Source organism: Streptomyces sp. NPDC056628 (genome assembly GCF_042792555.1).
Taxonomy (GTDB): Bacteria; Actinomycetota; Actinomycetes; order Streptomycetales; family Streptomycetaceae; genus Streptomyces.
In genome coordinates this window covers 18,290-45,238 of record NZ_JBHTWG010000047.1, presented here as the reverse complement: position 1 = coordinate 45,238, position 26,949 = coordinate 18,290, and the positions used below count along the sequence as shown (strand labels likewise).

General features: G+C 72.3%; 27 protein-coding genes, 1 tRNA gene, 1 pseudogene and 1 riboswitch. Of the genes and pseudogenes, 6 read left to right on the top strand and 23 right to left on the bottom strand.

The window, feature by feature from the left end; genetic code table 11:
- A pseudogene (locus ACFRAC_RS33465) lies at positions 1-95 on the top strand (chitinase); the annotation flags it as partial.
- A gap of 67 nt (positions 96-162) precedes the next feature.
- Here ACFRAC_RS33465 and ACFRAC_RS33460 read toward each other — a convergent pair.
- The 9 genes from ACFRAC_RS33460 to ACFRAC_RS33420 form a co-directional block, all read right to left on the bottom strand.
- Positions 163-236: transfer RNA gene (locus ACFRAC_RS33460), tRNA-Pro, on the bottom strand.
- 81 nt (positions 237-317) lie between these two features.
- Complete coding sequence (locus ACFRAC_RS33455; RefSeq protein WP_382937753.1) at positions 318-1,643, bottom strand: MFS transporter; 1,326 nt, start codon at positions 1,641-1,643, stop codon at positions 318-320.
- Between the two features lie 115 nt (positions 1,644-1,758).
- On the bottom strand, positions 1,759-2,118 hold the full coding sequence (locus tag ACFRAC_RS33450; protein ID WP_382937751.1) for an MmcQ/YjbR family DNA-binding protein: 360 nt from the start codon (positions 2,116-2,118) through the stop codon (positions 1,759-1,761).
- Positions 2,119-2,148: 30 nt separating this feature from the next.
- Positions 2,149-2,682 carry a GNAT family N-acetyltransferase gene (locus tag ACFRAC_RS33445; protein ID WP_382937749.1) on the bottom strand — a complete coding sequence of 178 codons (534 nt, stop codon included), beginning with the start codon at positions 2,680-2,682 and terminating at the stop codon, positions 2,149-2,151.
- Complete coding sequence (locus ACFRAC_RS33440; RefSeq protein ID WP_382937745.1) at positions 2,679-3,263, bottom strand: helix-turn-helix domain-containing protein; 585 nt, start codon at positions 3,261-3,263, stop codon at positions 2,679-2,681. The genes ACFRAC_RS33445 and ACFRAC_RS33440 overlap by 4 nt, the downstream gene beginning before the upstream one ends.
- A gap of 46 nt (positions 3,264-3,309) precedes the next feature.
- Positions 3,310-4,209: a LysR substrate-binding domain-containing protein gene (locus ACFRAC_RS33435; RefSeq protein ID WP_382937742.1), complete on the bottom strand. Its 900-nt coding sequence runs from the start codon at positions 4,207-4,209 to the stop codon at positions 3,310-3,312.
- A gap of 80 nt (positions 4,210-4,289) precedes the next feature.
- Positions 4,290-5,483 carry a glycine C-acetyltransferase gene (locus tag ACFRAC_RS33430; RefSeq protein ID WP_382937739.1) on the bottom strand — a complete coding sequence of 398 codons (1,194 nt, stop codon included), beginning with the start codon at positions 5,481-5,483 and terminating at the stop codon, positions 4,290-4,292.
- 49 nt (positions 5,484-5,532) lie between these two features.
- A complete protein-coding gene (tdh, locus tag ACFRAC_RS33425; RefSeq protein ID WP_382937736.1) occupies positions 5,533-6,561 on the bottom strand; it encodes an L-threonine 3-dehydrogenase in 1,029 nt (342 codons plus the stop codon).
- Between the two features lie 121 nt (positions 6,562-6,682).
- Positions 6,683-7,057: a hypothetical protein gene (locus ACFRAC_RS33420; RefSeq protein ID WP_382937734.1), complete on the bottom strand. Its 375-nt coding sequence runs from the start codon at positions 7,055-7,057 to the stop codon at positions 6,683-6,685.
- Between the two features lie 113 nt (positions 7,058-7,170).
- Between ACFRAC_RS33420 and ACFRAC_RS33415 the strand changes: the two genes are divergently transcribed.
- Positions 7,171-7,824: a GPP34 family phosphoprotein gene (locus ACFRAC_RS33415; protein WP_382937730.1), complete on the top strand. Its 654-nt coding sequence runs from the start codon at positions 7,171-7,173 to the stop codon at positions 7,822-7,824.
- 6 nt (positions 7,825-7,830) lie between these two features.
- Here ACFRAC_RS33415 and ACFRAC_RS33410 read toward each other — a convergent pair whose 3' ends face one another.
- The 5 genes from ACFRAC_RS33410 to ACFRAC_RS33390 all read right to left on the bottom strand — a co-directional run bounded on the left by ACFRAC_RS33410 (position 7,831) and on the right by ACFRAC_RS33390 (position 12,213).
- The gene (locus tag ACFRAC_RS33410; protein WP_382937728.1) at positions 7,831-8,409 is read right to left on the bottom strand and encodes a GAF domain-containing protein; all 579 of its coding nucleotides are present in this window, start codon (positions 8,407-8,409) and stop codon (positions 7,831-7,833) included.
- Between the two features lie 61 nt (positions 8,410-8,470).
- Positions 8,471-9,070, bottom strand: coding sequence for an ATP/GTP-binding protein (locus tag ACFRAC_RS33405; RefSeq protein WP_361354022.1), 600 nt, complete (start codon positions 9,068-9,070; stop codon positions 8,471-8,473).
- A complete protein-coding gene (locus ACFRAC_RS33400) occupies positions 9,048-9,419 on the bottom strand; it encodes a DUF742 domain-containing protein (protein ID WP_382937770.1) in 372 nt (123 codons plus the stop codon). The genes ACFRAC_RS33405 and ACFRAC_RS33400 overlap by 23 nt, the downstream gene beginning before the upstream one ends.
- A 2-nt stretch (positions 9,420-9,421) precedes the next feature.
- Positions 9,422-9,856, bottom strand: coding sequence for a roadblock/LC7 domain-containing protein (locus tag ACFRAC_RS33395; RefSeq protein WP_361354019.1), 435 nt, complete (start codon positions 9,854-9,856; stop codon positions 9,422-9,424).
- A gap of 92 nt (positions 9,857-9,948) precedes the next feature.
- Positions 9,949-12,213, bottom strand: a complete 2,265-nt coding sequence (locus ACFRAC_RS33390; RefSeq protein WP_382937721.1) for an ATP-binding protein — start codon at positions 12,211-12,213, stop codon at positions 9,949-9,951.
- Between the two features lie 602 nt (positions 12,214-12,815).
- Here ACFRAC_RS33390 and ACFRAC_RS33385 point away from each other — a divergent pair.
- Complete coding sequence (locus ACFRAC_RS33385) at positions 12,816-13,493, top strand: DUF1275 family protein (RefSeq protein WP_382937719.1); 678 nt, start codon at positions 12,816-12,818, stop codon at positions 13,491-13,493.
- 57 nt (positions 13,494-13,550) lie between these two features.
- On the opposite strand, the gene ACFRAC_RS33380 is transcribed toward ACFRAC_RS33385, so the two are convergent.
- A complete protein-coding gene (locus tag ACFRAC_RS33380; protein WP_382937716.1) occupies positions 13,551-14,744 on the bottom strand; it encodes an MBL fold metallo-hydrolase in 1,194 nt (397 codons plus the stop codon).
- A 276-nt stretch (positions 14,745-15,020) separates the two neighbouring features.
- Between ACFRAC_RS33380 and ACFRAC_RS33375 the strand changes: the two genes are divergently transcribed.
- A complete protein-coding gene (locus ACFRAC_RS33375; RefSeq protein ID WP_382937714.1) occupies positions 15,021-16,199 on the top strand; it encodes a Glu/Leu/Phe/Val dehydrogenase dimerization domain-containing protein in 1,179 nt (392 codons plus the stop codon).
- A 67-nt stretch (positions 16,200-16,266) separates the two neighbouring features.
- On the top strand, positions 16,267-16,878 hold the full coding sequence (locus ACFRAC_RS33370) for a TetR/AcrR family transcriptional regulator (RefSeq protein ID WP_382937768.1): 612 nt from the start codon (positions 16,267-16,269) through the stop codon (positions 16,876-16,878).
- Between the two features lie 63 nt (positions 16,879-16,941).
- Here the strand turns inward: ACFRAC_RS33370 and ACFRAC_RS33365 are convergent, their stop codons facing one another.
- Together ACFRAC_RS33365 and ACFRAC_RS33360 are read right to left on the bottom strand one after the other, a co-directional pair.
- Complete coding sequence (locus ACFRAC_RS33365; protein ID WP_382937764.1) at positions 16,942-17,727, bottom strand: SGNH/GDSL hydrolase family protein; 786 nt, start codon at positions 17,725-17,727, stop codon at positions 16,942-16,944.
- Positions 17,728-18,024: 297 nt separating this feature from the next.
- The gene (locus ACFRAC_RS33360) at positions 18,025-18,951 is read right to left on the bottom strand and encodes a peptidoglycan DD-metalloendopeptidase family protein (protein ID WP_382937711.1); all 927 of its coding nucleotides are present in this window, start codon (positions 18,949-18,951) and stop codon (positions 18,025-18,027) included.
- A 4-nt stretch (positions 18,952-18,955) separates the two neighbouring features.
- A riboswitch (cyclic di-AMP (ydaO/yuaA leader) is annotated at positions 18,956-19,112 on the bottom strand.
- A 582-nt stretch (positions 19,113-19,694) separates the two neighbouring features.
- Between ACFRAC_RS33360 and ACFRAC_RS33355 the strand changes: the two genes are divergently transcribed.
- On the top strand, positions 19,695-20,492 hold the full coding sequence (locus ACFRAC_RS33355; protein WP_382937708.1) for a tyrosine-protein phosphatase: 798 nt from the start codon (positions 19,695-19,697) through the stop codon (positions 20,490-20,492).
- Between the two features lie 15 nt (positions 20,493-20,507).
- On the opposite strand, the gene ACFRAC_RS33350 is transcribed toward ACFRAC_RS33355, so the two are convergent.
- The 6 genes from ACFRAC_RS33350 to hpnH all read right to left on the bottom strand — a co-directional run bounded on the left by ACFRAC_RS33350 (position 20,508) and on the right by hpnH (position 26,946).
- Entirely contained in the window at positions 20,508-20,630 is a 123-nt protein-coding gene (locus ACFRAC_RS33350; protein ID WP_382937703.1) for a DUF6126 family protein, read from the bottom strand.
- A complete protein-coding gene (locus ACFRAC_RS33345) occupies positions 20,627-21,259 on the bottom strand; it encodes a helix-turn-helix domain-containing protein (protein WP_382937697.1) in 633 nt (210 codons plus the stop codon). The genes ACFRAC_RS33350 and ACFRAC_RS33345 overlap by 4 nt, the downstream gene beginning before the upstream one ends.
- Positions 21,260-21,344: 85 nt before the next feature.
- Positions 21,345-22,730 carry an aspartate aminotransferase family protein gene (locus tag ACFRAC_RS33340; protein WP_382937688.1) on the bottom strand — a complete coding sequence of 462 codons (1,386 nt, stop codon included), beginning with the start codon at positions 22,728-22,730 and terminating at the stop codon, positions 21,345-21,347.
- Entirely contained in the window at positions 22,727-24,712 is a 1,986-nt protein-coding gene (gene dxs, locus ACFRAC_RS33335) for a 1-deoxy-D-xylulose-5-phosphate synthase (protein ID WP_382937683.1), read from the bottom strand. The genes ACFRAC_RS33340 and dxs overlap by 4 nt, the downstream gene beginning before the upstream one ends.
- A 31-nt stretch (positions 24,713-24,743) precedes the next feature.
- The gene (gene ispG, locus ACFRAC_RS33330) at positions 24,744-25,919 is read right to left on the bottom strand and encodes a flavodoxin-dependent (E)-4-hydroxy-3-methylbut-2-enyl-diphosphate synthase (protein ID WP_382937677.1); all 1,176 of its coding nucleotides are present in this window, start codon (positions 25,917-25,919) and stop codon (positions 24,744-24,746) included.
- A gap of 4 nt (positions 25,920-25,923) precedes the next feature.
- The gene (hpnH, locus tag ACFRAC_RS33325) at positions 25,924-26,946 is read right to left on the bottom strand and encodes an adenosyl-hopene transferase HpnH (RefSeq protein WP_361353986.1); all 1,023 of its coding nucleotides are present in this window, start codon (positions 26,944-26,946) and stop codon (positions 25,924-25,926) included.
- Positions 26,947-26,949 lie beyond the last annotated feature (3 nt).

The following is a 26,949-nucleotide window of genomic DNA, read 5'->3' as shown; positions in this document are numbered from 1 at the left end:
GCAAGAACCCCGCCCAGGTCCAGAGCCGCGTCGACGCCTACCAGCGCTTCACCCAGATCCTCGGCGTCTCCCCCGGCGCCAACCTCTACTGCTGATCACGTCTGCCCAGGACACACGAAGAAGGGCTTCCGCGGGATGAACCCGTGGAAGCCCTTCGCACCGTCGGGACGACAGGATTTGAACCTGCGACCCCTTGACCCCCAGTCAAGTGCGCTACCAAGCTGCGCCACGTCCCGGTGCCCCGCTGACCTGGGGTTTCCCCTGGCCGAACGTGCAGGGAAACTCTACCGCACTCGGGTCGGTGGTCGCGCACCCGTTTACGGCCGTGGGACCGGGGCCGCGGGGGCGTCCGCCCGGACCAGGCCGCGTATCGCGCGCACGCAGAGCAGCGAGGCCGCCACGACGAAGCTCATGCCTCCCGCCGCCAGCAGCACATGTCCGGACCCGAAGGCTCCCCCCGCCGGGCCCGCCAGGGACTGGCCGACCGGCATCATCGCCAGGGAGCCCGCCACGTCGTAGGCGTGGATGCGGTTGAGGACGTCCGCCGGGACCTGTGTCTGCACACTCGTCGCCCACATCACGCTCCAGAACGCCATGCCGACGCCGGCCACGGCCGCTCCGGCCGCCATGGCCGCGACGGGCAGACCGGCGCCGACCGTCACCGGGAACGCGGCGAAGGCGAAGACGCCGAAGGCGCCGGCGCGCAGCATGCGGCGCGGGCGCAGCCGCAGGGCGAGGAGACCGCCGATCACGGTGCCCGCGCCGAGGGCGGAGTTGACCAGGCCGTAGGAGCGCGCCCCGTGGTGCTGGACGATCTCGGCCGCCACCAGCGGGGTCGTCGGGCCCCACACGGTGATCATGTAGACGCACCACACGGCGATGACGCCCCACAGCCAGGTGCGGGACCTGAACTCCCGCCAGCCCTCCACCAGATCGGCCCGGAAGGCCCGGCCGCCGGTCAGGGTACGGACGGCGCCGGACCGGATCCGCGGGGGCAGGCGCAGCAGCAGGAGGCAGCCGGCGCTCACGGTGTAGGTGGTGGCGTGGGCGGCGAACACCCCGCCGGGTGAGGCGAATCCGACGAGTACGCCCGCGAGGGCGGGACCGGCCAGTTGGGCCACGGCCTCGGCGACGCGGATGGCGCCGTTCGCGCCCTGGACGTCGACGGCGAGGCGGGGCACGGTACCGGCGACGCCGGGCTGGAACACGGCGCCCGCCACGCCGTTGACGAAGCCGATCGCGCAGATCTGCCAGAGCACGACGTGTCCCGAGAAGAACAGCGCGGCGGCCAGGGACTGGGTGAGGACGCGGACCAGGTCGGCGCCGATCATCAGCCGGCGGGTGTCGAAGCGGTCGGCGATGACCCCGCCGAAGACGATCAGTCCGGCGAACGCGGCGGACGTCGAGGCCAGGGCGAGACCGACGGCACCGGCGCCGTACCCCTGCTGGAGCAGGCCCGCCGCGAGTGCCACGGGCAGCATGGTGTCACCGAGCTGGGCCACGGCCCGGGCCCCGAAGAACAGGGCGAAGTCCCGTGACCACACCGGCCTCGGCCGGCCCTTGCCCGTCCCGGCCCCCTGCGGCGGGTTCCGCGTCCCGTCCCGGGCCCCGCCCTGCGGCGTCCGCGGCGGCGTCCCGCGCATCCCCACGATCCCTCCCCGTCCCTCGGGAGGAGTGCGAGCCCCGGCCCCCTCCGCCCCGGCTCTCCCCTCGCCTCCGGATGATCGCACGCGGGAACGGCGACGCGGCAGGGCGATCTCATTCCCCGAGGGGCAGGCCCAGCTCGGGGTGGGCGTCCAGCAGACGCGTCGGGGCGGCCTGGCGCCAGGAGTCGGCGAGGATGGCCCGCAGTTCGTCCTCGTCGTCGAGGGCGGCGATACGGGCCCGCACCCAGGCGAACTGGGCCTCGTGCCCGGCGATCCAGAACTTGTCCGGTTCGGCCAGGACCAGTTCGTCGCGCTCCTCCTTCGGGCAGCGCACCGCGAGGGAGGTCTCGTCCTCGGGCAGGGTGGCGAACATCTTGCCCGCGACCCGGAACGTGGGCATGCTCCAGGCGGTCTTCTCCGTCGTGTCCGGGAGGGACAGGGCGATACGGCGTACGTCTTCGGCGTCCGGCATAGCCGGAACCGTAGCGCCCGGCACTGACACTCACCCGGGGGGAGCGGGGACGCCCAGGCGTTTGTAGTAGATCGTCGTCGGGCGCGGTTCTCCCCACGGGCTCGTCGCGTAGTCGGGGATGACGCCGGCGCGTGTCCAGCCGGCCGCGCCGTACAGGCGTTCGGCGGGGCTGCCGGTCTCGGTGTCCAGGTGGAGCAGGGTGATCCCGGAGTCGGCCGCGGCCGTCTCGGCGGTCGTCAGCAGGGTGCGGCCCAGGCCCCGGCCGCGGGCTCGGCGGTGCACCATCAGCTTGACCAGCTCGGCGCGGTGCCGGCTGTTGGCCTTGTCGGCGAAGGCCAGGCTCACCGTCCCGACGACGTGTGGGCCGTCGTAGGCCGCCCACACCGCGAGGTGTCCGCCGTCCACCGCGGCCGCGCGCCCCGTCCACCAGGTCTCGGCGGCGGTGAGGTCCAGGGAGGCGAGGAAGCCGACCGAGGACCCGCCCGCCACGGTGTCCACCAGCAGGGCGGCCAGGTCCCGGGCGCTCGCGCGCAGCCGGGTGCCGTCCAGGCGTGTCACGATCACGGCAGCACCACCGCCAGCAGGTAGCGGACCCCGCCGGGGCCCGGGCACCGGAACCGCGTGGCCCCCCACACCCGTGTCCGCAGGCAGTCCCCCGCCTCCAGCCGGTGCTCGCTCTCCTGCACGGTCACCTCCAGCACCCCGTCCAGCACCCACAGGTGCTGCTCCAGCCCCGGTACGGGCGGCCGGTCGTAGGCGGTGTCGGCGCCCTCGCCGAGCCGTCCCTCCACCAGTTCCGCCCGCAGCCCGGCGTGCGGGGGTGACACGGACCGCCGTACGAAACCGGAGGGGCGGTCCTGCCACACCTGTTGCTCGGCCGCCCGCACCACCGGGGCGGGGGCCGACTCGACCTCGCTGAGCAGGCGGGACATGGTGCGGCCGTACACCTGGCAGAGCCGGTTGAGCAGGGCCGCCGTGGGGCTGGTCTCCGCGCGCTCGGCCCGGGAGAGGGTGGAGCGGCTGATCCCGCTGCGGTCCGCCAGTTCGTCCAGGGACCAGCCGCGCTCGGCCCGCAGTTCGGCGAGCCGGGCGGCCAGCCCGCTGCCGACCGTGTCCGCGGTCCGACCGGTCGCCGTCTCTCTCATGTCCGGGACGCTATCCCGTCGATGGGACGGCGGTGTTACGGAAGGCTCACTCCCGCGCCGCCGCGCCGAGCGCGTCGAGGACCGGGCTGATCAGGGGGTGCTCCTCCGCGCCGCGCCGTACGGCGGCGAAGACCCGGCGGGTGGGCGCGACCCCGTCCACGGGGCGGACCACGACCCCGGTCAGGTCCATGCCGCGCAGCGCCGAGCGCGGGACGAGCGCCACTCCGGCGTCGGCCGAGGCAAGGGCGACGACCGCCCGGAAGTCGTCGGAGGAGTGGTCGAGGCGGGGCTGGAACCCGGCGCTCTCGCAGGCCAGCACCACCACGTCGTGGCAGGGGTTGCCGGGGTACGGGCCGATCCAGGTGTCCTTGGCCAGCTCCGCGAGCGGCACGACCTCGGCGCCGGCCAGCCGGTGGCCGACCGGGACGACCGCGTCGAAGGGCTCCGCGTACAGCGGCACATGGGCCAGCCGGGGGTCGTCGGCCGGCGCTCCCCGGTACTCGACGGCCACGGCGACGTCGATCTGGCGGTCCAGCAGCATCGGCAGGCTGGCGTCGCCCTCCGCGTCCAGGACCCGCAGGCGGATGCCGGGGGACGTCCGGGCGAGGTGGGCCACGGCGGGCGCGACGACCAGGGCGATGCCGGTGGCGAAGGAGGCGACGGTGACCGTGCCGGCCGCGCCCGAGCTGTAGGCCGCGAGCTCCGCCTCGGCCCGCTCCAGCTGGGCGAGGACGGCGTTGGTGTGGCTGAGCAGGATCTCGCCGGCCGGGGTCAGCCGTACGCCCTTGGCGCCGCGCTCCACCAGCCGGTGGCCCGTCTCCTGCTCCAGGGCCGTGAGCTGCTGGGACACCGCCGACGGGGTGAGATAGAGCGCGGCGGCCGCCGCGGTCACGGTGCGGTGGTCGGCCACCGCACGGAGGATGTGGAGCCGCCGCGCTTCGATCATGGGATCGATTATCGCAAGACGCCGGACGCGGACCGGCCGGGCCGGACGTCGGCCGTCCGGCCCGGCGTCGTCGTCCGGCCTCAGCCCTCCAGTTCCGCGCGCGCGGAGACGAAGGCGTCGACGGCGCGGTTCACGTCGTCCGTCGAGTGCGCGGCGGACAGCTGGACGCGGATCCGGGCCTGCCCCTGCGGCACGACCGGGTACGAGAAGCCGATCACGTAGACGCCGCGCTCCAGCAGCAGCTCCGCCAGCCGGCCTGCCCGGGACGCGTCGCCGATCATCACGGGCGCGATGGCGTGGTCGCCGGGGAGGATCTCGAAGCCCTCCTCGCTCATCCTGCGGCGGAACAGCGCGGTGTTCTCGGCGAGCCGGACCCGCAGGTCGTCCGCCGACTCCAGCAGGTCCAGGACCTTCAGCGAGGCCGCGGCGATCACCGGGGCGAGGGTGTTGGAGAACAGGTACGGCCGGGAGCGCTGGCGCAGCAGGGCGACGATCTCGGCGCGGGCCGCCACATAGCCGCCGGACGCGCCGCCGAGGGCCTTGCCGAGGGTGCCGGTGATGATGTCGACGCGGTCCATGACGCCGTGCAGCTCGGGGGTGCCCCGGCCGCCGGGGCCGACGAAGCCGACGGCGTGCGAGTCGTCGACCATGACCATGGCGTCGTAGCGGTCGGCGAGGTCGCAGATCTCGCGCAGCGGCGCCACGTAGCCGTCCATCGAGAACACGCCGTCGGTGACGATCAGCCGGCGGCGCGCGTCGGACGCGTCCTTCAGCTGGGCTTCCAGGTCCGCCATGTCGCGGTTGGCGTAGCGGAAGCGGCGGGCCTTGGACAGGCGGATGCCGTCGATGATGGAGGCGTGGTTGAGGGCGTCGGAGATCACCGCGTCCTCCGGGCCGAGCAGGGTCTCGAAGACGCCGCCGTTGGCGTCGAAGCAGGAGGAGTACAGGATCGTGTCCTCCTGACCGAGGAACGCCGACAGCCTGGCCTCCAGGTGCTTGTGCACCTCCTGCGTGCCGCAGATGAAGCGGACCGAGGCCATGCCGTAGCCCCAGCGGTCCAGCGCCTCGTGGGCGGCGGCGACCACGTCGGGGTGATCGGCGAGGCCGAGGTAGTTGTTGGCGCAGAAGTTGAGGACCTCGCCGGGGCGGCCGCCCGCGGTGACGTTGACGGTCGCGGACTGCGGAGTGCCGATCACCCGCTCCGGCTTGTGCAGGCCGGCGGCGCGGATCTCGTCGAGGGTGGCGCGCAGGTCGTCGCGCACGGAGTCGAACATCTCAAAGCTCCCAGGGATGCAGGTGGCTGACGCGTGACGTACGCGGTGGCTACGCGGTCCAGTCGAGGATGACCTTGCCGCCGCGGCCGCTCGCCGCGTCGGCGAACGCCGCCTCGAAGTCCCGGTAGCCGTAGCGGCCGGTGATGACGGGCGCGAGGTCGAGGCCGCCTTCGAGCAGCACGGACATCGCGTACCAGGTCTCGAACATCTCCCGGCCGTAGATGCCCTTGAGGGTGATCATCGAGGTGACGATCCGTGACCAGTCGACGGGGAACTCCTCGGCGGGCAGGCCGAGCATGGCGATCCGGCCGCCGTGCGTCATGTTGGCGATCATGTCGCGCAGGGCCTCGGGGCGGCCGGACATCTCCAGGCCGATGTCGAAGCCCTCACGCAGACCGAGCACGCGCTGCCCCTCGGCGATGCCCGCCTCGGACACGTTCAGCGCCAGGGTCACACCGATCTTGCGGGCGAGGTCCAGCCGCTCCTCGCTGACGTCGGTGATGACGACGTGGCGCGCGCCCGCGTGCCGGGCGACGGCCGCCGCCATCAGGCCGATCGGCCCGGCGCCGGTGATCAGGACGTCCTCACCGACCAGCGGGAACGACAGCGCGGTGTGCACGGCGTTGCCGAACGGGTCGAAGATCGCGGCCACGTCGAGGTCGACGGGGACCCGGTGCACCCACACGTTGGCGGCGGGCAGGGCGACGTACTCCGCGAAGGCGCCGTCGCGTCCGACGCCGAGGCCGACCGTGGCCCGGCACAGATGACGGCGGCCGGCCAGGCAGTTGCGGCACTTGCCGCACACCAGGTGGCCCTCGCCGCTGACCCGGTCGCCGGGCTTGATGTCGGCGACGTCCCGGCCGGTCTCCACGACCTCGCCGACGAACTCGTGGCCGACGACGAGGGGGGTGCGGATCGATTGCTGCGCCCAGCCGTCCCAGGAGCGGATGTGCAGGTCGGTGCCGCAGATACCGGTGCGCAGCACCTTGATCAGTACGTCGCCGGGACCGATGGAGGGCTCCGGGACGTCCGCGAGCCAGAGTCCGGGCTCCGCCTTCTCCTTGACCAGCGCCTTCACGCTACGGCTCCTGAGGGTGAGTCCCGGACGCGGGCATGCCGAGAAGGCCCGGGCCCGGGAAGAGGGGTGGAATCGCGTAGCAATCTGCCGCACCGGGGCGCGCCGGTCCATCGAGGATTTCTTAAGCGGCGCCACAGCTCTTCTTCACACCCGTCGGGGGTGCGGCACAGCCTGTGCCGCGTCCCGCGAAGGACGTGCCTACCTGGAGCACGGCGTGCGTCTCCTCCGGGTGCATCGTCCTGTCGCGGAAGCCGTCCGCGCCGCCGAACGGGCCGCCACCGGCCACCTCGCCCGCCTGTCGCGTCCTGTCGGCGAGCGGCGCAGGCACCGGCGTGTGGCGGGGCGCCGACGAGGAGGAGCCGCGCGCGAAGGTGCTCGGCGCGCTCCCGCTGCGGCCGTGGACGGCGGCGACCGTCACCCCGCCGGAGCTCCGTCCGAACGACCCGGGCACGGTGACGGCCCTCGCCGTGCCGCGGACCGGCCCGTCGCGGCCCATGGTCGGAGAAGGCCCCGCCGTCACCCGATCCCGGCGACAATCGACGCAGGACACCCGACCGCCGGTGCCGGGCACACGCCCGCGCACCCCGGCCGACCGACCAGGAGCCGCTCATGAACACCGCACGGGACCTCGCGATCGTCGCCCTGGACCTGGCGCAGGACCACCGCGTGGAGCAGGGCGAGCTGTCCCTGGCCCTGGCGGCGGCCGAGGTGTTCGACCTCCTCGACGCGGGGGCCCTGACCCTCGCCGAGGACCGGATCGTCCCGAACGCGCAGGCCCCCACGGGTGACCGGCTGCTGGACGAGGCGGCCTCCTCGCTCATACGGCAGGAACCGTACGAGTCGGTCGAGGACTGGCTGTGGCGGCGCGGGCGCGGGCTGTCCGCCGCGTACGTCGAGGACCTGGAGCAGACGGGGGCCACGTCCCGGTCGCGGGGATTCCGTCTTCCGCTGCGCGCCGCGCGGACGGTGCCGGTCGACTCGGCCGCCCGGCAGCGGGCCGAGGAGCGCTGGACGTCGCGCGAGCCGCTGCTCACCGCCCTGGGTGCCGCCGCCGGGGTCGGCACCGAACCGATGGCGGGCGGGACGGAGGAACCGGACGACGGGGAGGGGTCGAAGGGCTCGGAGAGCACGGGCGCTCTCGCCGACGACACCTCCGCCACCGTGCTCGCCGCGCTCGGCAACGCGGTGATGGAACTGGAGGCCGTGCGCCAGCGGCGGGCGATCGAGGACGCCGCCTTCGACAACGTGTGGCGGGGCTTCTAGCTCCGCTCACAGCAGGGGCAGCCCGTCCGCCTGCCGTCGCTCCAGCCGGGCCACCAGGTCCACCGCCGACGCCTTGATGGTCTCGAGCCCGGCCTTCCCCCACGGCCGCGGTTCCATGTCGACGACGCACACGGTGCCGAGCACCATGCCGGTGGAGTCGATCAGCGGGGCCCCCAGGTACGAGCGGACACCGAACGCGTCGACGATCGGGTTCCCGGCGAACCGGGGGTAGTCGCGGACGTCCTCCAGCACCAGTGCCTTGCGGCGGACGACCACATGGGGGCAGAACCCATGGTCGCGCCCCATACGCCGGCCGAGTTGCGGCTTGTTGTCACCGGCCCGCGCGAGACTCACGGCGGGCCGCACATGCAGCCCGGCGAGGAGCTGCTGGCTCTCCCCCACGAAGTTCACCATGGCGTACGGCGTCCCGGTGAGCTCGGCGAGATGGTCCGCGAACACGTCCAGGGCCGGATCGGGATGCTCCCCGAGGCCCATGTCGAGCAACCGCTGCGCGCGGGCGGGGGCCTCCTTGTCCTCCGGGGTGAGCAGCAGGCGGGCGACCGGGTGCGGTGGGCCGTAGCTCATGGGCGGATTCCGTCGCTGTGGACGCGGGTCATATGCGGCTCCGTGCGGGTGTGTGCGGATGTCACCTGTGGGCGCCGTGGCTCGGTGCGTGGGCCGGCGCGTGGGCGAGGAGGTGCCGGACCAGGGTCAGCAGGGTCTGGACGCCCGAACTGGAGATCCGGGCGTCGCAGCGGACGACCGGGATCTCGGGGTCGAGGTCGATGGCGGCCCGGACCTCCTCCGGGTCGTACCGGTAGCCGCCGTCGAACTCGTTGACGGCGACGATGAATCCGAGGCCCCGCTGCTCGAAGAAGTCCACGGCGGCGAAGCAGTCCTCCAGGCGGCGGGTGTCGGCGAGGATGACCGCGCCGAGCGCGCCCTCGGAGAGCTCGTCCCACATGAACCAGAAGCGCTCCTGTCCGGGGGTGCCGAAGAGGTACAGGACGTGTTCCGGGTCGAGGGTGATGCGGCCGAAGTCCATGGCGACCGTCGTCTCGACCTTGTTCTCCACGCCCTCCAGGTTGTCGGTCGCGGCACTGACGGTGGTGAGCAGCTCCTCTGTGCTGAGCGGCGCGATCTCGCTCACCGCGCCGACGAAGGTGGTCTTGCCTACCCCGAACCCTCCCGCCACCAGGATTTTCAACGCGGTGGGGAACGGATCAGAGCTGTCGTCGTAGTCCATCGAGCACTGCCTCCAGAAGAGCCCGGTCTGTCGGGTTGTGGTGGAACTCGGGGGGCTTGGTGGTGAGCGCCCCGCAGTCGACGAGGTCCGACAGCAGCACCTTGGTGACCGCCGCCGGCAGCTTCAGGTGGGCGGCGGCCTCGGCGATCGAGACCGGGGCGCGGCACAGGTCGAGGGCCTGTTCGTGCTCGGGGCCCAGATAGCCGAGAGGGGTCGCCCCGGTGGCCATGACCTGTGACATGAGATCGAGCGCGACGGTGGGCCGGGTGCGGCCGTTGCTGACCGTGAAGGGGCGCACCAGCCGTCCGGCCGCGTCGTCGAGCCAGGGCCCGTCGCCGGTCGCCGTCACGTTCAAGGCCTCAGCGCCGAGGGGTCGACGGGGTGCTGCCGGGGTGCGGTGACCAGGTACGGGCGGACGCTCTTGACGAGCATCGCCATCTCGTAGCCCAGCACCGCCGCGTCGGCCTCCCGGCCGGCCAGGACCGCGAGGCAGGTGCCGGACCCGGCCGTGGTGACGAACAGCAAGGCGGAGTCCAGCTCGACGACGACCTGGCGTACGTCGCCGCCGTCCCCGAAGCGGACGCCGGCGCTGCGGCCGAGGGAGTACAGACCGGAGGCGAGGGCCGCCATGTGGTCGGCGCTGTCGGGGTCGAGCCCGTGGACCGATTTCACGAGCCCGTCGCAGGACAGGAGGACCGCGCTGGTGGTGTGCGGCACGCGCTGCACGAGGCCGCTCATCAGCCAGTCGAGGTCGGACACATGGGCGGTCGGCGCTTCGCTCGCCATGATGGATCGACTCCTTGAGGTACGAAGGTCTGCGGGAGCGCTGGGCGCGGGGGTGGGAATCCGGGCGGACGCCGAGTGGGTCAGGGACGTGGTCATCCGGCCGGTGCGCTCCCGTCGGGCCAAGTGGGCTGGTCGGTACCGGACGGCTGTCCGGGGTCGGCCTCGGCCGTCGAGGCCGGGCCGATGGGTGACGTGCCCGCGTCCATGGAGGGTGGGCCCATGGGCGAGGCACCCATGGGTGGGACGCCCATGGGTGGGACGCCCATGGGCGAGTTGTCCAGGGAGAAGGCGTCCAGGGTGGACGCGTCCCGAGGGGACGTCTCGGTGGGGGACGCGTCCATGGGTGTCTCCTCCATGGACGGCAGGCCGGTCATCTGGGGCACGTCTGTGTGCCCCGCATCCAGCGATGTCGGGGACAGGCGGACGGAGGGGGAGGTGTCCCCGGGCGCTGCCTGACCGTGTGCCGCCTCCATGGGGGGCAGGGCTGTGTGCCCTGAACCCATGTGGACCACGGGGAGGTGGTGGCTTGTGTCCATATGGGCCGCGGACGTGTGCGTCGACTCCATGTGCTGCTGGGTCTCGGCGAGTCCGATGCCACGCTGGAAGGCCGCCATGAGTCCCGGGTCGTGCCCGGCGGCCTGGTCGGACTCCTGGCGTGCCACCGGGCCGTCCCGCAGTTGCGGCGCGATGTGCTCCTGGGCGCGGCGCCGGGGCAGTTGGGGTCTGCCCATGGTGCCGCGGACGGCACCGCTGCGTGGTGTCAGCGGTCCGACGCCGTTCTCGGCGAGCTGACGGCGGTCGTCGGCGCTGACGCCGGGCACCGCCTCCGCCGGGTTGGCCCGCCCCTGGTGGGCGCCGCGCACGGGCAGCGGCGGTGCCTCGCCCTGGGCCGGTACCGGGACGCTGCCCGGTGTGCCGGTGCGCGGGCGCGCCTGGGGGGAGGCCGTCCGTCCGGGCGCGGACGCGCCCCGTGTGCCGTCCGTGGCCGTTTCCGGGTCGGGCCGCCGGTGCTGCGGTGGCCTCCTCGCCACCTGCCGTACGCCCGGCCGCGGAGGCGGCGGCACTGGTGTGGCGGGACCGGCGGGCCGGCCCCCCGATGCCTCCGCCGTCCGGGGTTCCTGGGCCCTGGGCGCCTCGGCGGGGGCACCGGGCCCCGCGCCCAGCAGCCCCTGCGGGACCACGAGGACGGCCTGGACACCGCCGTAGATGTTCGTCTGCAGGCGCACATGGATGCCGTGCCGCTTGGCGAGCTGCGAGACGACGAACAGGCCGATGCGCCCGTCCGACAGGAGGCTGGCGACGTTGACCTGGTCGGGGTCGGCGAGCAGCGCGTTCATACGGGCCTGTTCGCCGACGGGCATGCCGAGCCCGCGGTCCTCGACCTCGACGGCCAGTCCGGACGTCACGAGGTTGGCCCGCAGCAGCACTTGGGTCTGCGGAGCGGAGAACACCGTGGCGTTCTCGACCAGTTCGGCCAGGAGGTGGATGACGTCGGCGACGGCGTGGCCGCGCAGGGTGCCGTCGATCGGCGGCACCAGCTTGACCCGGGAGTACTGCTCGACCTCGGCGATGGCCGAGCGCAGCACCTCGGTCATCGGGACGGGGTTGCTCCACTGCCGCCGGGAGACGGCGCCGCCGAGCACGGCGAGGTTCTCGGCGTGCCGCCGGATGCGGGTCGCGAGGTGGTCGACGTGGAAGAGCCCCTTGAGGAGGTCCGGGTCCTCCATCTCGTTCTCGAGCTCGTCGAGGATGGAGATCTCCCGGTGCACGAGGGACTGGAGGCGCCGGGCGAGGTTGACGAAGACCTCCAGCTTCTGTTCGCTGCCGGCCTGGCTCGACAACCGGGAGGCCTGCACGACGGCGTGGACCGCTCCGTCGTGGGCGCGGGCCAGGTCGGCGGCGAGGAGGTCGAAGTCGTCGGCGTCGTCGGGCGGTCCGTTGCGTGGCGTGCGCTTCGGCGGGCCGTCGCCGCGCCGCAACGCCTCGACGAGGGAGCGCAGTTCGGCCTCGCCCCGGGCGCTGGCGCGGCGCAGGGCGCCGATGCGCCGGCTCACGGTCAGGGCGGCGCGGTCGGCGGCGACGGCGGCGATGACGATGCCCGCGAGGGTCACCGAGAGCGCCCCGGCCAGGACGACCCACAGGACCGGGTTCGGCCGTGCTCCGGTGGAGCGCACGACGAACAGCACCGCGGCGCAGGCGCTCAGGGACACCGCCACGGGTGGCAGGACGGCCAGGCGGAGCAGTTGGGGCCGTATCTGCGTCTCGGGCAGCGCGGGTGCGGTACGGGCGGCGGGGCGCCCGTGCCTCCCGCCCTCACGGCGGTCAGCGCGTGGGGCCGGGGCGCGGAGTTGAGACATCGGGGTCCTCGTACTGGTCCGTCGGTCGGGGGCCTGGGGGTGCACGCGGTCTGCGCGGCCCGGGGTGTGCGCCTTCTCGGTGCCGGTCGACGGAACCGAGGGAATTCGGCTGCGTGTCGCCCGACGGACACTCACAGTAGTCGCCTGCGCATCAAGTGCGGTGGGCAGTTGCCAAACTCCGGCAGGCGGCGTCCCGCTCTGGTATGAGGGCTCGTACGACAGACCGATAACCGGTCACGACACTCGTCCGGAAAGCATCAACGAACGATCAGAGCTGGTCAGAAGCAGCCATCGACGCCAAGGGGGCAAGCACCCGACGCGACGGTCGTTCCCGGCCGGAGTCACGGCCTTCACGCCGCGACGACCTCCTGCGAAGCGTCGAGGCGTCCGGCGCACCGACCGCGCGCACCCCAGAGCGTCACCGGCTGTAGCGGCGCACTCGGCGATCCGAGCGCCCCCGCGCACCTTCACACGCTCGGCGCAGTGCCCAGCTGTGCGCCTCTCGACGCCCCGTGACACCTTTGAGGGAAGGTGTTCGGGAAGGGTGATCGATGATCTTCTTCGGCCGGCCGACGGCTCCTCCGACGCGGGAAGCCTGACCCGTGTCGACCTCGGCGGCGACGCCGGCACCGACGCGTCTGTCCGTGGTGGCCGTGCTTCTGTCGTTCGCCGCGGGAGCCGGTGACGCGTTCGCGTTCGTCCAGCTCGGGGGCGTGTTCACCGCCAACATGACCGGCAGCCTCGTCCTGTCGGGCCTCACGAGCCGACCGGGGTACGGGTCCCTGGTGGCGGGGGCGGCCACCGCACTGGGAGCATTCCTGATCGCGGTGTACCTGGCGTCCAAGGCGACACCGGGACACCCCGGAACGGGGTGGGGCCGTATCAGGGCCGTCCTGCTGGCCGTGGTGGCGCTCGACCTCGTGGTGCTGCTCCTCAGGTCGGCGCAGTCCACCCCGGGCACCGCCCTCCGGCTGCTGATGCTCGCGGCGGCCGCGGGAGCGATGGGCGCCCAGACCGCCGCCGTCAAACGGTCGGCGCACGGCGCGGGGGTGACCACGACCTTCGTGACCGGCACCCTGACCAGCCTGGCGCAGGACGCCGCCGACGGCAGCTCCCGGCATGCGGGCGTCCGAGTGGGCGTGGTGGTGATGCTGGTCCTGGGCGCCCTGACGGCGTCCGGGGCCATGGCGATCGACGCCCGCCTCGGTCCCGCCGTGGCGGCGGCCGGCACCACCGTCGCGATCCTCGCCCTCCCGAGGACGGGCAGCCCCAGGCCGTGACGACCGCCGCCCGCCCGGGTCAGGTCGTCCGGGTCGGGCCACCGTCCCCGGTCGCCGTCAGCGCCCGCTCGCAAGGTCGAGGCCGCCCGTGGCGGTGGTGGTCCCGCCGTCGGTGCTCCGGGGAGGCTGCCAGGTCCGCGGGACCGGACCCGACACGGTCCGCCACCACGGCTCCACGGGCGGCTCCCCCGCCGGTTCGAACGGCTGACCGGGCCGCGGGAACGCCACCGCCTGGCCCGCCTCCTCGGCGGCGTCCCTCATCCACTCCCCCGGCTCAGCCCACGCGTGCGGCGCCAGGTTGAAGGTGCCCCAGTGGATGGGCAGCAGCACCCCGCCGGGGGTGCCTCCCTGCAGATCGAGGTGGCTCCTCACGCCCTCGGCGGGCGTCATGTGGATGTCCGGCCAGAAGTCGGAGTAGGCGCCGACCTGGATCATCGTGGCGTCGAAGGGCCCGTGCGCGGCGCCGATGTCCCGGAAGCCGTCGAAGTAGCCGGTGTCACCGCTGTGGTAGATCCGGTGCTCCTGCGAGGCGACGACCCAGGACGCCCAGAGCGTGTGCTGGGTGTTGCGCAGCCCGCGGCCGCAGAAGTGGCGGGCGGGGGTGGCGGTGAGGGTGAGGCCGCCGATCTTGGTCGTCTCGTGCCAGTCCAGTTCGCGCAGCCGGTCGGCGGGGACGCCCCAGTGCTCGAGATGGGCGCCGACGCCGAGCGGGACGGCGAAGAGGGTGCCGGTGCCGGCCAGCGCCTTGATCGTGGGGAGGTCGAGGTGGTCGTAGTGGTCGTGCGAGATCACGACGACGTCGACCGGGCCGAGCGCGGCGAGCGGGAGCGGCGCGGGATGCAGCCTCTTGGGCCCGGCGAACGGGAACGGCGAGCAGCGCTCGCCCCACACGGGATCGAACAGCACGCGGTGGCCGTCGATCTCGGCGAGGACGCTGGAGTGCCCCATCCAGGTCAGGCGCAGTCCCGTGACGGGCGGCTTCGCGAGGTCGGCGTAGGTGGTGGGGTGTACCGGCACGGTGCCGTTCGGCACGCGCAGGGGCCGGGTGTCCTTGTCGAAGAAGACCTTCGCGAACTCCAGCGTCGAGCCGGACGGTCTGATCCGCGCGGTCCCGCCGGGGTTCTGGAACACGCCGTCCCGGAAGTGCGGCGATCGGCGGATGCGGGCCATGCGCTCACCGCTGGGGTCCACGCCGAAGGCCGTGGGCCGCAGGGCGCTCAGCCCGGCGCTCGGGAATCGGGAACCGGCCACGGTACCTCCAGGTGGAGTCGGTGGGGCTTCCATTATGGTCGGCCCACCGACGGTCCCCCGCGATCACCGGCCGACAGCCCCTGTCATCCCGAACGCCGGGTCCGCGGCGATCGTTCCCGCGGTCCGGCGGCGCATGCGCCGCATGCGTTGACATGTCCTTTCCTTCATCGTGATACTGACCCGTCGTTCAGGAGCGAAGCGGCTCTCTCCCGGCCGCCCGGGCGCCCCGTCACCTCGCGGACGACCGCGCTGACCGCCGTCGACCCCGGAGTTCGCATGACCTCGCCCTACCTGTCCCTCACCTGGACCGACCACGTCACGGGCCGCCAGGGCTTCCTGGTCGTGGACCGGCTGGTGCGCGGCGTCTCCAGCGGCGGACTGCGGATGCGGCCGGACTGCACGCTGGAGGAGATCGCCGGGCTGGCCGCGGGCATGACCCTCAAGGAGGCCCTCCACTACGACCCGGACGCCCGGTACGTCCCGCTGGGCGGCGCCAAGGGCGGCATCGACTGCGATCCCCGGGACCCGGAGGCGTACGGACTGCTGGTGCGCTACCTGCGGGCGGTGCGGCCGTACGTCGAGACGCTGTGGACCACGGGTGAGGACCTGGGGCTCAGCCAGGACGTGGTCGACCGGGCGGCCCGGGAGGCGGGGCTCGTCTCGTCCGTGCAGGCGGTGTACCCGTTGCTGGACGACGAGGCCGCCGCCCGTCACCGGCTGGCCGAGGCGTTCGCGGTGGACGTCGACGGCATCGGGCTCGACGAGCTGGTGGGCGGCTGCGGGGTGGCCGAGTCGGTGCTCACCGCGCTGGACCGGGCCGGGGTGCCACGCTGGCGGACCCGGGTCTCCCTGCAGGGCCTGGGCACGATGGGCGGGGCCACCGCGCGGTTCCTCGCGCGCGCGGGGCTCACCGTGGTGGCCGTCGCCGACATCAAGGGGACCATCGCCAACCCGGCGGGGCTGGACGTGGAGGCGCTGCTGGCGGCGCGGGACGGCTACGGGACGGTGGACCGTGCGGCATTGCGCCCCGGCGACCGTGAGCTGCCGGGGGACGCCTGGCTGTCGACCGAGGCGGAGGTCCTGGTGCCGGCGGCCGTGTCGTACGCGGTGGACGCCGCCAACCAGGGCCGGATCAGCGCCCGCTGGATCGCCGAGGCGGCGAACATGCCCGTCCGCCCGGAGGCGGAGCTGCTGCTGGCCGCGCGGGGGGTCACGGTGCTGCCGGACGTCGTCGTCAACTCCGCCACGAACGCGTGGTGGTGGTGGACGCTGTTCGGGGACATCGGTCCGGACGCGGACGAGGCGTTCGCCCACACGCGGCGTGCGATGCGGGCCCTGACCGATCGCACGCTGGCCCGCGCGGAGGCCGACGGGACGACTCCGCGTGCCGCCGCGCACGCCATCGCCGCGGACCTGCTCCCGGTGATCACCGAACGGTTCGGCCGGCACCGCTGACGGCCGGGGGTGCACCCCCTGGGGCGGCGCGGCCAGGCCGTAGGGTGGCCGCGTGGCGAGGGCGAGAGTGCGGCTGAGCGTGGCGGAGCGGCGGGCGGAACTGCTGCGCGCCGCGGTGGAGCAGATAGAGGCACGGGGTGTGGCGGCGGTCAGGATCGCCGACGTGGCCTCGGCGCTCGGGGTGAGCAACGCGCTGGTGCTCTACCACTTCGCCACGAAGGAGAAGCTGGTCGCGGCCGCGTTCGCGCACGCCGCCGAGGGCGACCTGGCGCGGCTGCGCAGGATCCTGGGCCGCCGCACGACGGCAGTACGGCGGCTGCGGGCGGCCGTGCGCTGGTACGCGCCGACCGGACAGGCCAAGGGCTGGCGGCTGTGGATCGAGGGCTGGGCGGCCGCGTTGCGCGAGACGGCCCTGCGGGAGGTCACGCGCGAGCTCGACCTGCAGTGGAAGAGCGCCCTCGCCGGGGTCCTCGCGGAGGGCGCGGCCGCGGGCGAGTTCAGCTGCCCGGACCCGGCGGCCGCCGCGCTGCGCCTGACCGCGCTCCTGGACGGTCTCGCCGTGCAGCTGACGTCGTATCCCGGGGCGCTGTCCCGCGCGCGGGCCCAGGAGTGGGTGGACGAGGCGCTGGCCCGGGAACTGGGCCTGGAGCGGACGGCGTTGATTGCCTCACCACGGTGAGCGGCCGCCCGCGACCGTGACGGTCCCGAGCGGCTCCGCACTCCCCCGGCCGTGCCGCCGGGCTCAGGCCACCGACGCGATGCGCATCTTGATGTCGTACGCCGAGAGCGCCCCCTTGGCCGTCACATGGTCGCCCGACGACTCGCCGCGCAGGCGCCGCCCGATCCACGGCACCAGGTACTCGCGCGCCCACTGGACGTCGTCGCGCCGGATCTCCAGGGTCCCGCGGGGCGGGAGCGGCGGCCAGGGCTGGTCCGGGTCGGCCGGGATCTCCAGCCCGAGGACCTGGCCCGCGCGCAGCGCCACGCGCGTGTGCCCCTCGGGTGAGAGGTGGAGCCGGTCGCTGTCCCAGGCCCGGCGGTCCTGGACGGTCTTCAGGGACCACAGGTCGAGCACCGGGCAGCCGTAGCGGTCGGCGATGGCGCGTACGTGCCCGTTGTAGGTGGCGATCTTGCCGCGCAGGTGCTTCAGCACGGGCACGCCACGGGTGTCGAAGCCCGTCGTCACCATCACGGTGCCCGCGGCCGAGGCGAGCCGGGCGACGGCCCGTTCGAACCGTTCGGCCACTTCGTCGGGGTCGGTGCCGGGCCGCAGGATGTCGTTGCCGCCCGCGCAGAACGACACGAGGTCCGGGGCGAATTCGACGGCCTTGGGGACCTGTTCCGCCACGATCTGGTCGAGCAGTCTGCCGCGCACGGCGAGGTTCGTGTACCGGAAGTCGCCCTCGGGCCGCCGGTCGGCCAGAAGGACCGCGAACCGGTCGGCCCAGCCGACGAACGCCCCGTCGGGGCCGGGGTCGCCGACGCCCTCGGTGAAGCTGTCCCCCACCGCGACGTACGACCCGATCACTGCTCTGCTGTCACTCTTCGAATCGTCTGTCACGTCGGGACATGATTCACCTTCCGATGTGACCTACGCGACCGTAGGAAGAGGTTGACGAACGGTGAGATAAGCCACTGCCAAAGCCTTCACCAAAGCCGGAATACGGCTCCTGGCCGGGACGTTGAGCGCCGAAACGCGACCCGTGCCCGCCCGGGACGGGCCGAAGGCCGGACCCCGGGGATCGGGGTCCGGCCTTCGGCTGCGTGTCAGGCAGGTGGTGCGCGTGCGTGTCAGGCAGGTGGTGCGCGCCGTGCGGTGGGGCGGTCAGCCGATGGCGACGCCCTTGGAGCGGAGGTAGGCCACCGGGTCCACGTCCGAGCCGTAGTCGGGCGTGGTGCGGATCTCGAAGTGCAGGTGGGGGCCGGTCACGTTGCCGGTCGCGCCGGAGAGGCCGATCTGCTGGCCCGCGGTCACCGTCTGGCCGCTGGAGACGGACAGCGAGGACAGGTGGGCGTACTGGGCGTAGTAGCCGTCGGCGAGCCGGATGACGACCTGGTTGCCGTACGCGCCGCCCCAGCCGGCGGAGACGACGGTGCCGGCGCCGACCGCCTTCAGGGGCGTGCCGGTGGCGGCGGAGAAGTCCACGCCGGTGTGGTAGCCGCTGGACCACATGCTGCCGGCGACCTTGTAGGAGGTGCCGACGGCGGCGGCGGACACCGGGGCGGTGAAGCCGTTGACGGTGCTCGCCTCGTCGGCGCTCTGCGCGGCCGTGGCGGCCTTCTTCGGCGCGGCGGCCTTCTTCGGCGCTGCGGGCTTCGCGGACGGCTCGGACGGGGAGGAGGACGGGGCCGACGCCTTGGGTGCGGCGGTCGCGGCGTTCTTGCCGATCGAGAGCTTCAGACCCGGGTGGATGAGCGACGGGTCGGCGCCGACGGCCTCGCGGTTGTCGGCGTAGAGCTTCTTCCAGCCGCCGCGGACGTCCTGCTCGTCGGCGATCTTCGCCAGGTAGTCGCCGCGCTTCACCTCGTAGGTGCGCGTCTTCTGGGCGGAGGTCTTCTGCGCCGGGGCCTTCTCGGCGGCGACCTGGACGGACTGGACCGCCTTCTCCGGGACGGACTGGCCGGTCGCGGCGTGGGCGCCGGTGGCCCCGATCAGCGGAAGCGCGAGAGCGGCGCCACCGGTTCCGGCGACGGCGATCGTCCGGGTGAAGCGCAGGGACTTGGGACGGCGATGCTTACCCTTGGCGGGCATGGCGAATTCCTCTCCGGCGCCTGCGAGGTGAGCTGTCGGGTGCGGGCTGGAGATGCCCGGCCGCGTCGGGACGCGGCTTGACCCCAAGCCTGTTCCGGGACCGGAACAGGCGATGTACCTGTGGGTCCCCCGCTCCTGCCGTGGACGGGTGAGTGTGCGCGGATTCCGGTCGGCGGCAGGATTCGGCGTCCGTCCGGATTGGTGGTGAACGTAAGCGAGAAAGACGCATGGGAACAAGTGAGGGGTTCCGACCGAATGCGCTCGTCTTGATCCCTTACGGGATTCACCGGTCACACTCCGTGTATTTCGAAGAGGTCGCCACCCTCGAATTCCCATAAGCGGCAGGCCGATTACGTGGACATGACGGGCGACGCACCGTCACGGATATGACGCTCCTCACGTGACGTCGCTCCAGGTTTCCTTATTTCAGAACGAGTTGGAATGAAGGCATCAATTCGGACAGAAAGCCTAGATGTGACGTCAACGGATATCCGGCACATCGAACCTTCGGCGCGAATCCGACCTGAATCCCAGAGGGAATCACCTCGCATCGGATGCGAATCGGGATAAAACATCCGTCATCGATGATGACATACGGCGACTTGCCCGTTTCAGGTCATTACTCCCCAGCTGTCGCCTGTGGACAACTGATTGGCGCGCACAGTCATGTCGTATCGTCAGAAGCGCACCTCGCCGGCCTCACCGCCGAGCCGCGCCGGCGGGGCCCACCGGGAGGAGCCCCCGTGACGCAGCAGATCCCGTCGACCGAGCCCGAACTGGCCGGTGTGCGCAACTTCCGCGACGTGGGCGGTCTGCCCACCGTGGACGGACGACGGGTGCGCCACGGCGTGCTGTTCCGCAGCGGCCACCTCGCCCACGCCACCCCTGAGGACGCCGCCTTCCTCGACTCGCTGGGGCTGCACACGATCTTCGACTTCCGCAACGCGGCGGACCAGAAGCTGGAGGGCCCCGACGTCGAGCTGCCGGGTGTCCGCAATGTGAACCTGCCGCTGTCCGACCCCGCGGACGGCGCGGAGTTCTGGAAGATGGTCCGCGACGGCGACCTCGACCAGTTGCGGGAGATCCTGGCGGACGGCAAGGGCGCGGCCCGGATGATCGCCTCCTACCGCTCCATCGTCACGGAGCGCACCGGCGAGCACTCACGGGTGCTGCACTCCCTGGTGGAGGACAGCGTCCCGGCGCTGATGCACTGCGCGGCCGGCAAGGACCGCGCCGGCCTGTCCATCGCGGTGACACTGCTCGCCGTCGGCGTCGAGCGGGAGGCGATCGTCGCCGACTATCTGAAGTCCAACGAGAAGCACCGCCGCTACAAGGTGCGGCGCGGCAGCAGCGCCCCCTCGGCGTACTCGCCCGAGGTCATGGAGCTGCTGAGCCCTCTCTTCGACGCACGGGCGGAGTACCTGAAGGCCGCCTTCGACACGATCGACGAGACGTGGGGCGACGTCGACACCTACCTGGAGCAGGGTCTGCGGCTCACCCCCGAGGCGCGGGAGCGCCTGCGGGAGCGGCTTCTCGACTGAGGGCGCGGGGTGCGCCTACTTCCCGCCGCCCGCCTCGAAGAGGAAGAAGACGAAGGCGGCGAAGACGTGCCCCACCGCGATGTAGATGATGAGCCGCACCCACAGGGCGCGCGGGAACTTCTCCTCCATGTCGGTCATGACGTCTCTCCAGGGGTGGGGCCCAGGCACAGGGTGGCCGTGGGGCTCTGCAACAGGGTGTGGACGAAGAGGAGCTCGGCGCCGCCGTCGTCCTCGGCGGCGAGCAGGTGCGGGGTGAGCGAGTCGAAGTGCGCGCTGTCCCCGGGGCCGAGGCGGTGCGTGGTGTCCCCGAGGCGCAGCCGCAGCCGCCCCTTGAGGACGTGGAGCCACTCCTCGCCGGGGTGCACGCGCACGATGTCGCCCTGCGAGCCGTACGGCACATGGACCCGGAGGGCCTGCATCCCGCGGCCGGGAACTCCGGCCTGCCAGTACGTCCAGCCGCCGGCGGCGGTGGGTTCCATGTCGGCGGCGCGCACGACGGCGTCCCGGTCGGGGACCCTCTCGCCGAGCAGCTCGCCGACCGTCGTACCGTAGATACGGGCGAGCGCCAGCAGCATCGGCAGCGACGGCTGCCGCTGCCCGGTCTCGAGCCGGGAGAGATGGGCGGCCGACAGCCCGGCGGCGCGGGCCGCACCCTCCAGGGTGAGGGCCGCCCGGCGGCGCAGGGCCCGCAGCTGCGGCGCGACGGCCGGCAGGGACTCGGCCGGCCCGGTCGCTCCGTCCCCGGGCTGGTTCTCGGGAGCGTTCATGCTCCCATTCAGCAGCAGACTTGCCTCACGGGCAAATTTTTTGCCTCAGGGGCAAAGCCCGCGTCGAGGGCGGGCCACCCCGCACTCATCTGTTGGCGACCGCCTGCTTGATCAGCGTCTTGCCGAAGTCCCACATGAGGCCTCCGCCGTGGTGGGCGTCGTCCATGACGTCCGTGAAGGCGTCGACGAACCGGTCCACCTCGCGTTCGCCGATGATCAACGGCGGGATCAGCTTGATGACCTCCAGGTGGTCCCCGGAGACCTGGGTGAGGATCCGGTGCCGCCGCAGCAGCGGCACGACCACCATCTGGGCGAACAGGCCCTTGCGCGCGGCCTGGAGCATCGTCCAGCGGCTGCGCAGCTTGAGCGAGTCCGGGCGGCCGAACTCGATGCCGATCATCAGGCCGCGTCCGCGCACGTCGGCGAGCAGCTCGTACTTGTCGGTGAGTGCGGCCAGCCGTGACTTCAGCAGCTCGCCGGTGGCCCGGACGCCCGCGACGATCTCCTCGTCCTCCATGACGGACAGGACGGCGAGCCCGGCCGCCATGGCCTGCGCGTTGGAGCCGAAGCTCGCCGAGTGGACGAGCACCCGGTCCATGGACGAGTAGACCTTCTTGAAGATCCAGTCCTTGCCGATCGTGGCGCCGACCGGCACATAGCCGCCGGAGAGCGCCTTGGCCACGCACACCAGGTCTGGTTCGACACCCTCCTCGTGCTGGTAGGCGTAGAAGGAGCCGGTGCGGCCGAGACCGGTCTGCACCTCGTCGGCGATGAGGAGCGCCTTGTGCCGGTGGAGCAGCTCCTGGGCGGCCCGCAGATAGCCGGGCGGGGCCTCGTGCACGCCCTTGCCCTGGATCGGTTCGACGATCAGCGCGGCCACGTCGCCCTTCCTCAGCTCCCGCGCCAGGGCGTCGAGGTCGCCGAGCGGGACGGCCGTGTCGGGCAGCAGCGGCGCGAAGCCGTCCCGGAAACCGGACTCGCCGTTGACGGACAGGGAGCCGGTGGTCAGCCCGTGGAAGGCGTGGTCGCAGTACAGCACCCTGGGCCGGCCCGTGACGAACCGCGCGAACTTCAGCGCGGTCTCCACCGCCTCCGTGCCGCTGTTGCCGAAGAACACCCGGTCCAGGTGGGGGCTGTGGGCGAGCAGCTTCTCCGCCAGCAGCCCGGGCAGCGGCTGGCAGTCGAAGCGGGTGAGGTCGGCGAGCTGGGCGTCCAGCACGTCGTGCAGCGCCTTGCGGACGACGGGGTGATGGCGGCCCAGGCCCATCACCCCGAACCCGGCGAGCATGTCGAGGTAGTCGTCGCCGTCGGCGTCCCAGAAATAGGCGCCCTCGGCCCGCTCGTAGACCTTGTCGAAGCCGATGGTGTGCAGCATGCGCGGGAGCTGGTGGTTGAGGTACCGGGTGTGCAGCTCGTAGCGCTCGGCTCCGCGCTCGGCGAGGAGTCTGCCGAGGTCGAACTCGGTGGTCATTCAGCTTTCTCCTTGACTGACGCGACGGGACGGCCCGCGGGGCGGCCGGCGTCCGCGGGGCCGCCGGCCGCCCCGTCGCCGTCGGACGGGTCGGACGAACCGCCCGCGGCTTCCTTCAGGGCCAGGCTCGCGCTGATCCGGCCGGCGACCTCGACGGGCGTGAGGCCGATGTCGGCCAGCACCTCACCCCGCTTGGCGTGCGCGAGGAACTGCTCCGGGATGCCGAACCGCCGCACCGGCACGTCCACGTCGGCGTCGCCGAGCGCGAGCGCCACGGCACTGCCCACGCCGGCCGAGCGGCTGTTGTCCTCGACGACGGCCACCAGCCGGTGCTGGGCGGCCAGCGGCGCGATCGCCGGGTCGACGGGCTTGACCCAGCGGGGGTCGACGACGGTGCAGCCGATGCCGCGTGCTTCGAGCAGGTCGGCCGCCTGGAGGCACACCGGGGCCATCACTCCGACGGCGACGAGGAGGACGTCCTGCCCGGGTCCGCCGCGGTGCAGGACGTCGAGTCCGCCCAGCCGGTCGACGGCCGGGATCGACGGTCCGACCGACTCCTTCGGGAACCGCACCAGCGTCGGGGCGTCGTCCACGGCCACGGCCTCCCGCAACTGCGCCCTCAGCTGGTCGGCGTCCCGGGGCGCGGCGATCCTGAGGCCGGGGACGACCTGGAGGATCGACATGTCCCACATGCCGTTGTGCGAAGCTCCGTCGACGCCTGTGACACCGGCCCGGTCCAGGACGAACGTCACCCCGCAGCGGTGCAGCGCGACGTCCATCAGTAACTGGTCGAAAGCGCGGTTGAGGAAGGTGGCGTAGACGGCGACGACCGGGTGCAGTCCGCCCGTGGCGATGCCGGCCGCCGAGACGGCCGCGTGCTGCTCGGCGATCCCGACGTCCCAGACCCGGTCCGGGAACCGCTCCGCGAACTTGCCGAGGCCGACGGGATGCAGCATGGCCGCCGTGATCGCGACGACGTCCTCGCGCTCCTCGCCGATCCGGACGATCTCGTCGCCGAACACCGAGGTCCAGGAGGGCCCGTTGGACGGCGCGAGCGGTTCGCAGGTCAGCGGGTCCATCACGCCGACGGTGTGGAAGTGGTCCTCCTCGTGGGCGAGGGCGGGTTCGTAACCGCGTCCCTTCTCCGTGAGGCAGTGGACCAGCACCGGGCCGTGGAAGCGTTTGGCACGCCGCAACGCCGACTCGACGGCCCCGACGTCGTGCCCGTCGATGGGGCCGACGTACTTCAGGCCCAGGTCCTCGAACATGCCCTGGGGTGCGAAGGCGTCCTTGAAGCCCTTCTTCGCGCCGTGCAGGGACTCGTAGACCGTGTGGCCGACCAGCGGCGTGCGCAGCAGGACGTCCTTGCCCCAGGCCAGCACCTTCTCGTAGCCGTCGGTGGTGCGCAGGGTCGCCAGGTGGTTGGCGAGGCCGCCGATGGTCGGTGCGTACGAACGCTCGTTGTCGTTGACGACGACGATCAGCGGGCGGTCCTTGGCGGCCGCGATGTTGTTCAGCGCCTCCCAGGCCATGCCGCCGGTCAGCGCCCCGTCGCCGATGACCGCGACGACGTGCCCCTTCTCCCCCTGCACCTGGCGGGCCTTGGCGAGCCCGTCGGCCCAGCCGAGGGCGGTGGAGGCGTGGCTGTTCTCCACGATGTCGTGCTCGGACTCCTCACGGGAGGGGTAGCCCGACAGGCCCCCCTTTCCCCGCAGCTTGGAGAAGTCCTGACGTCCCGTCAGCATCTTGTGCACATAGCTCTGGTGCCCGGTGTCCCACACGATGCGGTCGACCGGCGACTCGAAGACCCGGTGGAGCGCGACGGACAGTTCCACCACCCCCAGGTTGGGCCCGAGATGGCCGCCGGTCCTGGCCACCGCGTGCACCAGGAACTCCCTGATCTCGTCGGACAGTTCACCGAGTTCCGCCTCGGACAGCGCCTTCAGGTCACGTGGTCCCCGGATGCTCTCCAGAATCGTCATGCTCGGGCCCCCTCTCGGTCCGTGCCGTGCTTCAACTCACCGTCACTGCCGGTTTCCCCGTGCCGGTGGGGACGCCCGATGCGGCCCCGTCCTGTTCCATCCGCTCGGCCAGCTTCATGGCCTCCTCGATGAGAGTCTCGACGATCTTGGACTCGGGGACGGTCTTGATGACCTCGCCCTTGACGAAGATCTGGCCCTTGCCGTTGCCGGAGGCGACGCCGAGGTCGGCCTCGCGGGCCTCCCCGGGGCCGTTGACGACACACCCCATGACCGCCACCCGCAGCGGCACCTCCATGCCGTCCAGACCCGCGGTGACCTCCTCGGCCAGCTTGTAGACGTCGACCTGCGCCCGGCCGCACGACGGGCAGGAGACGATCTCCAGGCGCCGCTCCCGCAGCCCGAGCGACTGCAGGATCTGGATGCCGACCTTGACCTCCTCCGCGGGCGGGGCGCTCAAGGACACCCGGATGGTGTCGCCGATGCCCCGCGACAGCAGGGCACCGAACGCCACCGCGCTCTTGATGGTGCCCTGGAACGCCGGGCCGGCCTCGGTCACGCCGAGGTGCAGCGGGTAGTCGCACTGGGCGGCGAGCTGCTTGTACGCCTCGATCATGATCACCGGGTCGTTGTGCTTCACCGAGATCTTGATGTCCCTGAAGTCGTGCTCCTCGAAGAGGGACGCCTCCCACAGCGCCGACTCCACCAGCGCCTCCGGCGTCGCCTTGCCGTACTTCTGCAGCAACCGCCGGTCCAGCGACCCGGCGTTGACCCCGATCCGGATCGGCGTGCCGTGGTCCTTCGCGGCCCGCGCGATCTCCTTGACCTTGTCGTCGAACTGCTTGATGTTGCCCGGGTTCACCCGCACCGCCGCACAGCCGGCCTCGATCGCCGCGAACACGTACTTCGGCTGGAAGTGGATGTCCGCGATCACCGGAATCTGCGACTTGCGGGCGATCGTCGCCAGCGCGTCCGCGTCGTCCTGCGTCGGGCACGCCACCCGCACGATCTGGCAGCCCGACGCCGTCAGCTCCGCGATCTGCTGCAGCGTCGCACCGATGTCGGACGTGCGCGTCGTCGTCATCGACTGCACCGACACCGGGGCGCCGCCCCCGACCGCCACCGGGCCGACCTGGATCTGCCGGGACTCGCGTCGCTCGGCGATCGGCCGGGCCGGTACCTCGGGGACACCCAAGGAGATGGCGGTCACGGGGTCACTCCCGGTTTCCGGAGACGGTCTCACGCATGGCGCGCAGCGACTCCTTCAGCGAGCCCATGGTGGCGAGGACGGCGGTGGGTTCGTAGCCGCAGTGCGCCATGCAGTTGGCGCAGCGCGGGTCCTTGCCGCGGCCGTACTTGTCCCAGTCGGTGTCCTCGATCAGCTCGCGGTACGTCGGGACGTAGCCGTCGCTCATCAGGTAGCAGGGGCGCTGCCAGCCGAAGAGCGAGTAGTTCGGGATCGCCCAGGCCGTGCACGGGAAGTCGACCTTGCCCTCGAGGAAGTCGAGGAACAGCGGCGAGTGGTTCAGCCGCCACCTGCGGCGGTTGCCGCCGGCGAAGGCCTTCTTGAACAGTTCGCGGGTCTGCTCGACGCCGAGGAAGTGCTCCTGGTCGGGGGCCTTCTCGTAGGCGTAGGCGGGCGAGATCATCATCTCGTCGACCTGGAGGTCGTCGTTGAGGAAGTTGAGCACCTCGATGACGGTCTGCGGGGTGTCGGTGTTGAAGAACGTCGAGTTGGTGGTGACCCGGAAGCCGCGCCGCTTGGCCTCCTTGATCGCCTCGACGGCCTCGTCGAAGACGCCCTCCTTCGCCACGGACTCGTCGTGGCGCTCGCGCAGGCCGTCGATGTGCACGGCGAACGCGAAGTACGGCGACGGCGTGAACTTGTCCATCTTCTTGCGCAGCAGCATGGCGTTGGTGCACAGGAAGACGTACTTGCGCTTGGCCACGAGCTGCCGCACGATCTCGTCGATCTGCGGATGCATCAGCGGCTCGCCGCCGGCGATGGACACCATCGGCGCACCGGACTCCAGCACCGCGCCCACGGCCTGCGCGACGGGCATGCGCTGCTTCAGGACCCCCGCCGGGTGCTGGATCTTGCCGCAGCCCTCGCATTTGAGGTTGCAGGCGAACAGGGGTTCCAGCTCGACGATGAGCGGGAACTTGTCGCGCCTGCGGAGCTTCTGTTCAGCCAAGTAAGTAGCGACCTTGATGGACTGGCGCAGCGGCATGGCCATCTG